This is a genomic window from Yersinia similis (genome assembly GCF_001053095.1).
In the GTDB taxonomy this organism is placed as follows: domain Bacteria; phylum Pseudomonadota; class Gammaproteobacteria; order Enterobacterales; family Enterobacteriaceae; genus Yersinia; species Yersinia similis.
In genome coordinates, this window is the sequence record NZ_CGBP01000015.1 from 18,999 (window position 1) to 32,945 (window position 13,947).

Sequence of the window (13,947 nt, forward strand, 5' to 3'; positions counted from 1 at the left end):
GTAAAATTATTGGCTATCAATATCCGGCCTGCATACAGGATTAATATTCGAGTCGCCAATATCTTTTCTTGACCGAGATACATCGCAAACCAGCGTAATATGATCACGATGTGAATACCCAGAGAAAACGCCACCCAAGTGAGAGCGTTTATATCCGGTGATCTCCAATGGGCCTTGTTCAATAATTATTGACCAGTTATTCATGCGATCTTGTGGCCCAATGGGAATAAAGACATTCCACTCGCCTTGCGGAATAAAAGAGAAATGTCCCTTGGTATCGGTGGTGGTTGTCTGCACTTTTTGATCAAATTTTGCTAAAGAAACTTTCACGCCAGCCAATGTCTGCCCTTGATCTGTGATAACGCCGTTAATATGGGGGCTATCATAATTATGATATACACAGCCGTTTAAAAAGGCAGTACCTAATAAAACCGAAAACAGTGATAAAATTTTCTTGCATTGAATGTTTTTGTTAAACATTAATTAATAATCCTATTCTTCTAAATTATTTATCACTATTAGGCTGTAGTAAAGATTGGATATACTCTGTTGCTTGCTGTTGGTCTAATGCGTCACGTTCACAGAGTTCGATATCAAATGCTTTTAATGCGTCCTTAAGCTGATTAATTGACTGAGGGGTATTATGAATACAGAAAATATAAGCATTTTCAAACGGTGCGAGGTCAACTAACCTCAGTTTGTATTGTTGAAGATAAGAATTAATATGCTCTAAGTAAGGCAGTAGATATGGGAGCATAAAATAATCGACTTCTGCAGTCATAGGATCAATGCTATCCCAATCAATTTCATTAGCCAGAGACATGACAAAGTCACCTATATTTCCCGGTAAAGAGATACAGTCAAGGGACTTCAGCTCTGGCATGTATCCACAATATTCTTTCCATTCTTCATAAACCATAAGCTGTTGTTGGCTTAAATGGGTATAAAGCCAGTCCAGTACGCTTCCTTGATCCAATCTTTCGAGTTTATCCGCCTGTAAAGGCTCAACATCCAACAATGGTATACTTTGTGCTAACGCACTGATTAATTGGCTTACTGCGGTCATTATGTTCGTCCTTGGGCGCTAAATGACCATCATATACCACTTTACTTAGTATGGATAAGCAACAGGAACACAATTGTGAGGCGACGCTATTATACAAACAGGATGTTACCCGTATTATATTGCTGTTCACTGCGGCACTGGCAGCTTGGAAGGAACGGGACTTGAAGCATATGCCAGGATGGCATCGTCAACGCTATCATAAATAACTGAATACCATCCACACCCGCGTTAGAGCCGAATACCTGAAAATGACATAAATCCTAAGGACATCAACCCTGCGGTCATAAAGACGATGCCGAGCCCTTGTAATCCTTTTGGAATGTTAGAGTACTTCATTTTCTCTCGTAAACCTGCCAAGGATACAATGGCCAGCATCCAGCCTAAACCACAGCCAGTTCCGTAAACAAAAGATTCGGTGAACGTGTATTCTCGCTGAACCATAAAAATGGTTGCACCAAATATTGCACAATGGATTGTCAGTAGTGGTAAAAAGGCCCCGAGAGTGTGATGCAAGCTTGGCAAAAATCGCTCAAGTACCATTTCAAGTATTTGGACTAATGCCGCAAGCACCCCGATGAAGGTAATGAAATCAAGAAAACTAAGATCCACTCCATCAATCAGGGCATTCTCTCTAAGTATGTAGGTATAAATAAGATTATTGAGAGGAGTTGCTATCGCTAACAGGGCTGTAACAGTAAGCCCAAGGCCAAAGGCTGTTTCTACTTTTTTAGATATTGCCAGAAATGTGCACATTCCAAGAAAAAAATTTAATGCCATATTTTCAACAAAAATAGCTCTAATAAAAATGGTCAAATAACTCTCTGTCATTACGCACACTCCTGAATCGTCCATATAGAGTTACATTGTATCATTATGTTACTAATTATTTCTTAATATATTTCACATTAGCGGCTTTTTAGAATTATCTTGAAGGGCATATTTGGTGAGTTTTGTTATTTATACTGTGTACATAGCCTATCTGGGAGGGTGATGAAAACGAGCAATGCTATTTTTATTCTCTTCTGAATTATCTCGGGTAGTCGTTTTATTTTTTTGGTTTAAAAAGTGAATGGCTAGATTTATACCAAGCTAATGGAGATTGGTGTGTTTAATTCTTTTCTAATTGCCGCTTTGACATTGCAACAGAGTGCTGGCAAGAAGAACTGATCAGAGGTTATTGACAAAGTGCCCGCGACGGAGAGAACAGGCAGATCGTAAAGACGCCGTAAATACATCCATGTAGGCTCGAGCCGCGCCATCCTTGGCGCGGACGCTTTACTCCTCTGCCTATCCTCACCGTTCAAGATTGAGTCATCGGGGTTTGTCAGCAGTCTGATCACTACTCTGTAGTGATAGTCTTAACTGTGAACAAGGGTATCGGTGTATCAATAAGACCCTGTTAGTATTAACAATAGGGTAGAAAGTGAAATTATGTTGACGTAATGAGCAGCGCATTTTACTTTCCATAAATGCCAAATTGGTTGACCTTTGTGGAAGGACTGCAATGAATAAAATTATAACGAATCAGAGTCATCAATTTTCCTCACGAGTGAATGACCTTCACCCATCGCCAATTAGGGAAATACTGTCAGTTATTGATCGCCCGGGAATGATCTCGTTTGCAGGTGGATTACCCGCAGTAGAAAGTTTTCCTCATATGAGCCTTGAGGGGCTGCCTCAGCCGATGCTGCAATACGGAGCGAGTGAAGGGGAACTGGAATTACGTCAACAGATTGCTCAAAACTTGTGCGAGCGAGGTTTATCCTGTACCGAGGAGCAAGTGCTGATTATTTCAGGCTCACAGCAGGGAATAGATCTGGTCGCTAAGTTGTTTATTGACGAGGGAACTCCCGTCGCCGTTGAATCGCCTACATATCTGGCTGCGTTACAGGTATTCCGTTTTTTCGGTGCTCAATTTGTGGCTTATGATTCAACTCAGCCTGATATTGGCAAACTTCGCACCGAAAAACCTGCTTTTGCTTATACTATTCCGACATTCCAGAATCCAAGCGGTCACTGCCTTGACGCCGAACAGAGAGAATTACTGGCGAAGACTTGTGATGACATTATGTTACCGCTCTTTGAAGATGACCCTTACCATGATTTAGTGTATGACCCTTGTGAGCGTAAGCCAGTATGTGCTTTATTACAGCGCGCCTCGTGGATTTACCAAGGATCTTTTTCTAAAAGTTTATCCCCGGCGCTGCGTCTGGGCTATCTTGTCGCATCCTCAGAATTGATCCCCTATCTGACACGCTTAAAACAAGCAGCAGATTTACACAGTAGCCGGATCAGCCAATGGCTAGTATTACAGCAGTTGCGTAGCCCCAGGCATACTGAGCATATGCATGAACTGGCAGCCTATTACCGAACTCGCCGTGATGCATTTGAAATCTCACTACAGCGCCATTTTGGTTCTCTTGCGACGTGGAAAAAACCGGCTGGAGGGCTGTTCTTCTGGTTAACCCTTAATCGCTGCATAGATACTCGTCAACTCTTGCCTAAAGCACTGGCAAGCAACATTGCATTTATGCCTGGTGAGTCGTTCCTCCCTCATTCGTCTGAAGGCTGCGGTCAGTTACGGCTTAATTTTAGCCATGCGACGGAAGAGCAAGCGGATGTAGGGCTGAAAATATTAGCTGGTTTAGTGCAGGAACATTTATAAGATGGGTTATCGGTGAATCTCACTCACTTACTCAGTTATTTACTCATTAATTGAAGATGCTGAATAAATCGAAATAAATAAATTTCAATATCGTTACTACCATCACCCAAAGCGGCTACTTCTTCATCATTGGCTATATACCCAAAATAATTCGAGTTGCAGGAAGGCGGCAACTGAGTAAGTCCCGATGAGCTTATTTATTTTAAGGTCAACAACAAGTCAGTGACTGCGGTGACAACGGTTATTGACACTTAGCACCGGGAGCAGATTTGAATGCTGTTTGCAGCGGTGAGGCCCATGGATGGGCCGAATAACGAAAGCTGCCAACACACATACAACTTAAAATATTACGGGTATAAATTATAAAATCAATCCAGCCTGTAGGTGTAGTAACTGACCTACAGGCTGCTACAGCATGACAACCGTACTAGCCTACTGACTTTTGCTCATATAACTCTTTAGGCGATACATTTTGAGTATCAGGTTCTTCAAACAATATTTCTTGTGACCAAGCATCTATCGGCGCGGCCGCTACCTCACTGGCGCGTTTACGCAGACTGAACCACCCGGCGATCAATAGCAGAGTGAGCACGGGTATGCTAGCGATGGTCCAAGTGCCATTTGGATAGTCAAAGGCCATCATCACCAAAACGCCAGCCAAGAAGAGTAATGTCAGCCAAGATGTCACTGGCGCACCGGGCATTTTGAAGGAGACGGGTTTTGCCATTCCCCGTTTTATTGCCTGACGCAATTTCATCTGACAAATGATAATAAATGCCCATGAACTAATGATCCCCAAAGAGGCTATATTCAAGACAATTTCAAAAACTTGGGAGGGAACGAGGTAGTTAAGCAGTACACCCAAGACATAAATACCCACAGTGACCAAAATCCCTGCATAGGGCACGGATTGCGGACTCATTTTGGACATAAATTTAGGTGCCGACCCCCCCATTGACAGTGAACGGAGGATTCGTCCAGTCGAGTAAAGCCCGGAGTTCAAACTGGAGAGTGCTGCGGATAGCACCACTATATTCATAATAGTGCCAATGTAAGGGACCCCCAAGTTACTGAAGAATGTCACGAATGGACTTTGACCAGCTTGATAAGCATGCCAGGGTAGTAAGCAGACCAACAGGACGACTGAGCCAACGTAAAACAAACCTATACGCCATATCACGCTATTAATTGCTTTTGGCAGCATTTTTTCGGGGTCTTTACATTCACCAGCCGCAGTGCCAATTAATTCAATACCGGCGAAGGCGAATATAACGCCTTGTACCATTATCAAGGCAGGTAAGAGGCCGTGAGGGAAGAAACCGCCGTTATCGGTGATCAAATGAATACCGGTTGTATGACCCGCGACGCTCTGACCCGTACCGAGGAAGATCACACCGACAATCAGAAACAGGGCAATAGCAGCAACTTTAATCAGTGCAAACCAAAACTCCATCTCGGCGAACCATCTCACTCCAATCATATTCATGGTAGCGACAATCGATAGTGCACCTAGGGCAAACAGCCATTGTGGAACATCAGAGAATGTCCCCCAATAATGCATATAAAGCGCTACTGCAGTGATATCGACGATGCCTGTCATCGCCCAGTTGAGGAAGTACATCCAGCCCGCGACATAGGATGCTTTTTCTCCGAGAAATTCACGGGCGTAAGAAACAAAGCTGCCACTGGTAGGGCGATGTAAGACCAACTCCCCCAAGGCCCGTAGAATGAAAAATGAGAAAATCCCACAAACCAGATAAACCAGTGCTAATGCTGGCCCAGCCATTTGTAAGCGGGCACCTGTACCCAAAAATAGTCCTGTTCCGATGGATCCGCCAATGGCTATCATTTGTATATGACGTAGGCCCATACTTTTGTGGTAACCCGTATCATGGGAATCTAACCAGCGTTTTTTCGCGGCGTGATGGGTCTCCGCAGAGTGTTTTCCTGACATCATAAACTTTCCCTATATTCTTGTCTGTCGGCAATCATTGTGAATGTACTACAGCAAATGATTGCTAAAGGTTAATGCATAAATAGCGTCTTAGCGCCTTCAGTTATTATGGTTTTTATCAATACCAGTGGTTCACGGGGGGGCATGCTATCGTTTCTTCTGGGATGAGGCAAAAAAATATTCACTTATAAATTATTTTTTTTGCTGTATTAGTGAAGTGAGTAATCATTTACTCATGATTAAATGATAACCATCACGGGCGCTATGAAGTGAAACCATTTACTATAGTTATTCATGAATCACCACTAATTTTGTAACCATATGTTAGATAAGGTAAAATTAAATAAACCGTTAACCGCGAGTATAAATTATATTTGTACAATTTTATACTTAATATATTTAAAGATTAATTTTTTTATTGAAAATATAATGATGGATTATATTGCACTTTATCTTATTGCGTATGTATCTAACCCATGGGATAAGATTGACTTATTTTCATAAATTATAATTTATTTAATTAAACAAGCTTAATATGTATAAAGACATCAATGATGAATGGATTATTATGAGAAGCATTAATGTTAAATAAATAATTGTTCGCCTTTAATTATTAACCGCAATAATGGGGTCACTGCATAAATAAAGGCGGAAATGCCTGAACCGCGATCGATTTTTTAACCCCACTCAATTTGTTAGCTACTGCCCTCTTTTTAACCATCATCGGAAGTACTAACGTGGAGGAGAGGCGATGATTAACTCAAGTGCTTTTTCTGCCAGTTCCTCATACACGGTGGAGGATAAACTGTTGTCAGTGATAACCACGTCGAATGCCGTGAGTGGCAATGCCAGATAAGTCGCAACCTTGCCGTATTTTGATGCATCAGCCAGCAATACACGCTTACTACTAACCTCACTGATGGCGCGCTTTACCGGTACTTTATCTTCATCCGGCGTGGATATGCCACGCAGGCCCCAGCAGGAGGCGGAAATAAAGGCAATATCTATGGACAGGTTTCTCAGGGAGTGCGCGGCAGCCTCTCCAATACAAGAGCGATTTTTACGACACAGCGTCCCGCCGGAGTGGATCATCCTGCATTGGGAGGACTCGATCAAAAAGTTAGCAATAACAAAGTCGTTGGTTACCACTAACAGATCATCTCTGGCCTCCAGTTGTCTAGCCAATGCCAGCGTTGTGGTGCCTGCATCAAGATAAATACAGCTATTACGGGGAATATGCAGAGCAGCCGATGTGCCAATAGCCTCTTTTTGGCGGCTAAACATCATCGTTTTATCCTGATGAGAAGGTTCAATTGCCAGCCGTTGTGTCGAACGCACACCGCCTGATACGGACAATACTGCACCTTGCTCTTCTAATTTCTGCACATCGCGGCGTATGGTCATGTGCGATACCCCCAAACGTTCCGTTAGTTCAGAGATGCTGACCACGCCACGTTCAGCTACCAGTGCCAATATTTTTTGATGACGTTCAATCGGTATCACGTGTACCCCTCACTCAGGTTAATATACGAGAGAATAGATGATGATAATTAATGTGATTATATGCCAGCAATAAAAATACATTTCTCATTTTTTAACGTTAATTTTCACCTGTCGCCTAGTGGTCTATGCTACTTAATGTGACAAAGACGTATGTGAAAGTGTAATTAATTAAATCTACTGCTAAATATTACCGAGAAAAACAAAATAAGTGGTGTTAAATTTTGTTGCACCGTCATTATTGAATGCTAACTATTGTGGTTTCACTCACAATGATATGCATAATATTCGGGTTATTTATCATCTGAAAAATAAAATCATCACCCAAATTAACATTGAAGAGGTTAGGGGCGATTGTCGATGACCTCATTTGTACTATATATATCGCCAGTCTCCAGCGAGCAAGCCATGACCAGGCAGTGTTGAGAAAAATAGTTTTAGCGTTTCATTAGCTTATCAGTCTATGTGATGGCCGGTACCTTCCTGCCTTGCGCAAGCCGGGAAAGTTACCAATATACCCAAAATAATGTGAGCTTCAGGAAGGCGGCAACTGAGCGACAAATTGGTCGGGAACCCATTTGAGCAACAATTATGCTGCCCGAATGTTTATCGATAACGTGCGCTATGCAGCATATATATTTTCTGAATGTAGTAATAACGTCATAATTGAGGTATCAAGCTTGAAAATAGAGTCTGGCTCTCTCTTTGCTGTCAATACTACATGTGGAGCGGGTTAATCTTATTGGGCGTTATAATGTAGTTGCGCAACTAAATACCTTCTATACTCAAATAATGGCGAGTCAGCTGCAACCGTTTAATTACATTCATGGTGCGCTTCATGGGGACTATTCAAATTACATTGGCACCTGAACGCTATAAATTAGATGAAGAGGAGGGCAATTATCCGTATTTATTGATTCTGTTTGGTTGTATTACTGTGCTGGTTGGGGTGATTGTGAGTATCAGCCATGAGTGGCTGTAACACAAGTATTTGCTTGGGGGTAACCTCTGCCAGCCGCCGCGACCTATATGGCGGGGTAATCCCATCTCTCCATAGTAGACTTTTGAATTATTGAAAAAAAATCTCATGGCAAGTCTATTTTATGTGAAGATTTATCACTTTATTGAGTTAACAATAGACCATTAAAGGTGTAAGGTTAAAGGCCGTGACGTGTTAATTTTTAGACTTTAATTAAAGTATTTTACGCCAGTTATTTTTCTTTTATGCCTTGTATTGTCATGGAACGCTAACTGCATCGACACAGGCTTCTATTTTTCGAACAGACATAATCAAATTGTTGATAACAAGTGATATACAGCTCTCTCAACCTACGTTATCTTACGATAAGAATTTCATGACGAAATTATAAAAAGAGTAGGGAGAAAGAGTGCGATGACTCGTTGTCACTATTACATTTTATTTAAAACTCAATCAATATTCCTGGCGCTCTAAATAGGTTCTAGAACTAAAAAGATAGAAAATAAACAAAAGGTGAATGGAGATAACAGATATGCCGACAGATGATAGCAATAACGGAATTATCGACTACGTATCAACGGGTCATCTACCTGACCCGGAAACAGTGGTTAAATTAGTGCAAGAAGCCCATAAGCGATTTAGTACAGATACTGCTGGTGTGGTTTCTAATGTTTATCCGGCATTAGAACGAATTCCTGCTGATCTCTTTGGCATTTGCATGGTTGGCACTAACGGCAAAGTCCACGCCGCTGGCGATGTGGATTATGAATTCACCATTATGAGTGTTTCCAAACCCTTTGTTTTTGCACTGGTTTGTCAGGCTATTGGGGCGAATACAGTCCGTGAAAAACTAGGGGTTAACAGTACAGGTATGGCATTTAACTCGGTAACGGCCATTGAGCGAGCACCGGATGGCCGTACAAATCCAATGGTTAACTCTGGTGCGATTGCTACGACCAGCCTGGTACCTGGCGCGACCAGTGATGAACAATGGAAATTCATTTATGACGGTTTGTGCCGCTTTGCTGGCCGCGAATTAACACTGAATGACGAAGTATATCAATCAGCTTGCGAAACCAATTTCCGTAATCGCGGTATTGCTAATGTGCTGCAAGGTTATGGGCGTCTGGGGTGTGATCCTATTATCGCCACTGATCTCTATACACGCCAGTGTTCACTGAATGTCAGTGCCCGAGATTTGGCTGTGATGGGCGCAACATTAGCGGACGGCGGCGTTAACCCACTGACTCGTGAGCGAGTGGTGGATAATGATGTCTGCCATTATGCATTAGCCGTAATGGTAACGGCAGGGCTGTATGAGACCTCTGGAGACTGGCTCTACGATATTGGCCTGCCCGGTAAAAGCGGTATTGGTGGCGGAATTGTGACGGTGTCACCTGGTAAAGGAGGGTTGGGGACGTTCGCACCGTTACTCGACAGTGCGGGTAACAGCATCAAAGGGCAACTTGCCGCTCGGTTCTTATCACGCAGTCTTGGGATGGATATGTTCGTTTCTGAGCCTTACACCGAAAAGAATTGATCTGTGGGATATCGATGTTGTTCTGAAAGCCAGACGGTCTTGGAAATCAGAGCATGTCGAAAATTAAGTTGTTCTAAAAACAAAGAATAGATCAAAAGGATATAAAATTTATGGCAAATCAATCAGTTTCTCGCACAGGTGCGGAAGTTAAGGAATCCTGGGTGCCGATGATTACCATCGCGCTAGCCCAGATCCTGATGTCATTCAACGTGGCCTCCCTACCTGTTGCGTTGGGCGGGATGGTAAAGAGCTTTAATGTGCCACCAACCACTATTGCCACGGCGATAGTTATGTACTCATTGTCGGTTGCAGGCTTTGTGATGTTGGGTGCCAAACTCAACCAACGCTTTGGGCCATTGATAGTATTCCGCTGTACAGTACTGTTATTCGGTATGGCTCAGGTCATGATGACATTCAGCCCGAATGTCACGGTGATGATCGGTTCACAGGCACTTAGTGGTCTGGCAGGTGCGGCATTGGTACCGGCACTGGTGGCGTTAATTGCTGAAAACTACCGTGGGTCTCAACAGGCCACCGCACTGGGGGCATTAGGTTCTGCTCGCGCGGGGGCGGGTGTTGCTGCGTTCCTGATCGGTGGTATTTTGGGAACCCATATCGGCTGGCGTCCAGCGTTCGGTATTTTGATTGTGCTATCTGCTATCGTTTTTGTACTGAGCTTCCGTCTGAAAGCAGATAAAGGCCGCCCAGAAGTGGGTATTGATGTTATCGGTGTCATTTTAGCTGCATCTGCGATTATTTTGTTGTCGTTCGGCTTTAATAACCTGAACCGTTGGGGCTTTGGTCTGGTTCGTGATGGTGCGCCGTTTGACCTGCTCGGTTTCTCGCCTGCGCCGTTTATGATCGTGCTGGGTATCGTACTGGGTCAGGCATTTGTGGTCTGGACCCGCCGCCGTCAAGAGCAAGGTAAAACGCCATTACTGGCGCTGGACGTGATTACATCACCCAGTGAGCGGGCGGCGGTATTTGCCATGTTTGCGGTGGTTGCGCTGGAAGCCATGCTGAACTTCTCTGTTCCGCTGTATATACAAATCGTGCAGGGCAGTTCGCCAATGGCAACGGCTATCGCTATGATGCCGTTTAACCTATCGGTATTCTTCTCTGCGATGTTGATTGTGCGTTTCTACAAGAAACTGACTCCGCGTAAAATTGGTCGCTACGGTTTCATTACTTGTACTTTGGCGCTGCTGTGGCTGGCATTCGTGGTACGTAATAACTGGAGTGAATGGTCGGTCTTGATTGGTTTGGTGGTGTTCGGTATCGGACAAGGCTCACTAGTCACCTTGCTGTTTAACGTACTGGTTAGTGCATCACCAAAAGAATTGGCAGGCGATGTGGGTTCTTTACGTGGTACGACCAACAACCTGGCAAGTGCCATCGGTACCGCGGTTGCAGGTGCATTGTTGGTGGGCTTGTTAAGCGCCAACGTGATGCGCGGTGTAGCTGAAACGCCGATTCTGACGGATGAGATCCAAGCTCAGGTCAATATGGATAGCATCAACTTCGTCAGTAATGATCGCCTGAACAGTGTGTTGTCTCAAACCACCGCTACTCCAGAACAGGTTGCTGAAGCCGTGCGGGTGAATGAAGAAGCACGGTTACGTGCGCTGAAATTCGGCTTGCTGGTTATGGCACTGCTATCGCTGTTGGCTATCTTCCCGGCTGGCCGCTTACCTGACTATCTGCCGGGTGAACTGCCTGCTGATAATCTGGATAAAAAAGCCAGCAAGTAAGTTGCTGTTAAAATGTAATTTGTTGAAATATAAGCTGTTGAAATAAAAAGGACTGGCAGTGTGTTGTGAAAGCAGCCACTGCCAGTCTTTCTTTCTTTCTTTCTTTTCTTTCTTTTCTTTCTTCTCTTTCTGACCGCTGCTACTTATTCCCTCTATAACCCAAAATCCATTTATATTCATTCATACCAAAACCTATCTATGCAGGTAAGTGACAGGGGTGAACGAAGACAGGGCAACGTACATGCGGCTCGAAGTATGACGGGGATATAACTTGAAGCCATGATGTTGCTTTAGCGACTCGTATTATCTTCAATCTGCATAATTATCTTCAGTCGGTGGAGACACTTTCCCTATATTGGTGGGGTAAATTGCGCACCAGTACGCATTTTTTGAAAAAATTTCAGAAGGTTAAATGTTTCTTGATGCTGATCAAGACACATTTCTCTTGGTTAGTGGTAATGTTAATAAATCTCATTATTAACTTCATGTACATTAATTATTATGCGCATTTGGCACAAATTCTTGCTGCTCTTCTGTTGTTGGGTGTTATCTGGTCCGCTAGTGTGGGCTTCTGCAGATTACTCACTGTGGATTAATGATATTCAATCCCGGTTAGATAAAACGGCTCAGTTGTATCAACAACAAAAAACTGATGAAGCCCGAGCAATGGTGCAGATGGCGTATTTTGAGGTGTTTGAAAACCTCGAGGGGGCGATTCGTATCAATATTTCCGCACAAAAAAGTTTCCAGATGGAAGCGGCCTTTGGTGAAATAAGGCGGATGATGGGTGACGGCAAATCACAGGCTGACGTTAATAATAAAATCAATTGGTTGAAAGGCGAACTAACGGGTGTATTGCCCGTGCTGGTTGATGGACACAAACTCACGGCTGAGCAGCAACACGCTGCTTATGAAAACAGCGATATTGCCGTGTATTGGCAACAGAGCTTCAGAATAATTGATGATTTATTGGCGCAAGCCATCAGTGAATATCAGGATGGCCAATATGCCGAAGCCAGCCAAAGTGTGCAGCAGGCGCATTATCAGGGATTTAAAAACTCTGAAATGGAGATGTCGGTACGGGTAAATCGCTCGGCACAGCAAGCCGCGGGGATCAATCAGCAATTTACCGCATTGATCGATTTGACGCGCCAGCCCGATAAAATGACCGAAGTGGCTTATCGTGTCACCGGGTTGCTACAAACCATTGAAGATATCTTACCGGGCTTACCAACCACTCGCGAACAACAACAAGTTACTGTTGGCCAACCAACCTCTTCCGACTCCATCCTAGAGACACATGCTAATGCTGATTGGGCGCAGGTATCCAGCAAAATTAATCAAGCGATTACTGAGGCTATCGGGCAATACCAGCAAGGGAAAATAACACCGGCAATGATGGCAGTGCAGGATGCCTACTTTGACTTGTTCGAAGCCAGCGGCATGGAAAACAAGGTGGGGTCGCGTGATGCAGCATTTAAATCAACGTTAGAAGGCCACTTCACCCGCTTAGTCGGTTTAATGAAAGCCGAGAAACCGGTTGAGCAACTACAAGCAGAAGCGGTTGCATTGCAAAAAAATCTGGTCAATGCCGCAGAGATGCTGGGTGATGGCGGGGAGACTGACTGGAGTCTGTTCATTTACAGTTTGTTGATCATTGTACGTGAAGGGCTGGAGGCATTACTGATTGTTGCGGCCATTGTCGCTTATCTGGTGAAGAACAATCATCAGGATAAATTGCCGTTGATTCGTCAATCGGTAGTGGTGGCACTCATCGCCAGCGTATTAACGGCATTCATCTTCCAGTGGCTGTTTGCCAACTCCGGCCAAAGCCGTGAGTTGTTGGAGGGATTCACCATGATGATTGCAGTGGTGATGCTGTTCTCCATGAGTTACTGGTTGTTATCGAAGGCTGAAGCCCGTAATTGGAAGGCGTACCTCGAAGGGAAATTCGCCAAATCACTTAGCAGTGGCTCAATGATTGGTTTATGGCTCACTAGCTTCCTGGCGGTATACCGTGAAGGAGCGGAGACCGTACTGTTCTATCTCGCATTGATAGGCGATGCCAGCACCACCAGCGGCCACTTATCGGTTTTGGCCGGTTTTGGTGTTGGCTGTGTGATCTTGCTGGTGGCTTATTTAGTGATGCGCTTTACCGTAGTCAAACTGCCACTCAAACCGTTCTTTATATTTACCGGTGGCTTTATGTACCTGATGGCATTTGTCTTTGCCGGTAAAAGTGTTTTGGAACTGATCGAAGGTAAATTGTTTGAACCAACTTTACTGCCTGGTGTACCTGAAATTAGTTGGTTGGGCATCTATCCTTATCTGGAAACCCTGATCCCACAAGGCGTGTTACTGATTGCAGCATTGGTTGCTCTTTGGGTTATGCAATGGCGTGGTCGTGCGGTTCACCACTGAGGGACTGTTGACCACAAGAGGTATCGTTGACCATTGAGGGCGATTCACCATTTAAGGGATATCCACTATTC

10 protein-coding genes and 1 pseudogene are annotated in these 13,947 nt (G+C 44.0%); 5 read left to right on the forward strand and 6 right to left on the reverse strand.

Going from position 1 to position 13,947, the window contains the following annotated elements; all coding sequences use genetic code 11:
- Positions 1-6 precede the first annotated feature (6 nt).
- The 4 genes and pseudogenes from AC971_RS12415 to AC971_RS25185 all read right to left on the reverse strand — a co-directional run.
- Positions 7-480 (reverse strand): transthyretin-like family protein, encoded by a 474-nt coding sequence (locus AC971_RS12415; protein WP_025383675.1) that lies wholly within the window; start codon positions 478-480, stop codon positions 7-9.
- Between the two features lie 25 nt (positions 481-505).
- A complete protein-coding gene (locus AC971_RS12420) occupies positions 506-1,066 on the reverse strand; it encodes a hypothetical protein (RefSeq protein ID WP_025383676.1) in 561 nt (186 codons plus the stop codon).
- Positions 1,067-1,294: 228 nt separating this feature from the next.
- Complete coding sequence (gene nqrE / locus AC971_RS12425; protein WP_025383677.1) at positions 1,295-1,894, reverse strand: NADH:ubiquinone reductase (Na(+)-transporting) subunit E; 600 nt, start codon at positions 1,892-1,894, stop codon at positions 1,295-1,297.
- Positions 1,895-2,236: 342 nt separating this feature from the next.
- Positions 2,237-2,305: pseudogene (locus tag AC971_RS25185) on the reverse strand (gluconate 5-dehydrogenase); the annotation flags it as partial.
- A 265-nt stretch (positions 2,306-2,570) separates the two neighbouring features.
- Here AC971_RS25185 and AC971_RS12430 point away from each other — a divergent pair.
- Complete coding sequence (locus AC971_RS12430; RefSeq protein ID WP_038402227.1) at positions 2,571-3,731, forward strand: aminotransferase-like domain-containing protein; 1,161 nt, start codon at positions 2,571-2,573, stop codon at positions 3,729-3,731.
- A 427-nt stretch (positions 3,732-4,158) separates the two neighbouring features.
- Here AC971_RS12430 and ansP read toward each other — a convergent pair whose 3' ends face one another.
- On the reverse strand, positions 4,159-5,688 hold the full coding sequence (gene ansP, locus AC971_RS12435; protein ID WP_025383679.1) for an L-asparagine permease: 1,530 nt from the start codon (positions 5,686-5,688) through the stop codon (positions 4,159-4,161).
- Between the two features lie 729 nt (positions 5,689-6,417).
- Complete coding sequence (gene ygbI, locus AC971_RS12440) at positions 6,418-7,188, reverse strand: DNA-binding transcriptional repressor YgbI (RefSeq protein WP_025383680.1); 771 nt, start codon at positions 7,186-7,188, stop codon at positions 6,418-6,420.
- A gap of 835 nt (positions 7,189-8,023) precedes the next feature.
- On the opposite strand from ygbI, the gene AC971_RS24315 reads away from it, so the two are divergent.
- The 4 genes from AC971_RS24315 (at position 8,024) to AC971_RS12455 (ending at position 13,876) form a co-directional block, all read left to right on the forward strand.
- The gene (locus AC971_RS24315) at positions 8,024-8,167 is read left to right on the forward strand and encodes a hypothetical protein (protein WP_155408958.1); all 144 of its coding nucleotides are present in this window, start codon (positions 8,024-8,026) and stop codon (positions 8,165-8,167) included.
- Between the two features lie 529 nt (positions 8,168-8,696).
- The gene (gene glsA / locus AC971_RS12445; RefSeq protein WP_025383681.1) at positions 8,697-9,704 is read left to right on the forward strand and encodes a glutaminase A; all 1,008 of its coding nucleotides are present in this window, start codon (positions 8,697-8,699) and stop codon (positions 9,702-9,704) included.
- A 110-nt stretch (positions 9,705-9,814) separates the two neighbouring features.
- A complete protein-coding gene (locus AC971_RS12450; RefSeq protein WP_025383682.1) occupies positions 9,815-11,455 on the forward strand; it encodes an MFS transporter in 1,641 nt (546 codons plus the stop codon).
- Positions 11,456-11,956: 501 nt separating this feature from the next.
- Positions 11,957-13,876, forward strand: coding sequence for an FTR1 family iron permease (locus tag AC971_RS12455; protein WP_025383683.1), 1,920 nt, complete (start codon positions 11,957-11,959; stop codon positions 13,874-13,876).
- The last annotated feature ends 71 nt before the right edge of the window (positions 13,877-13,947 follow it).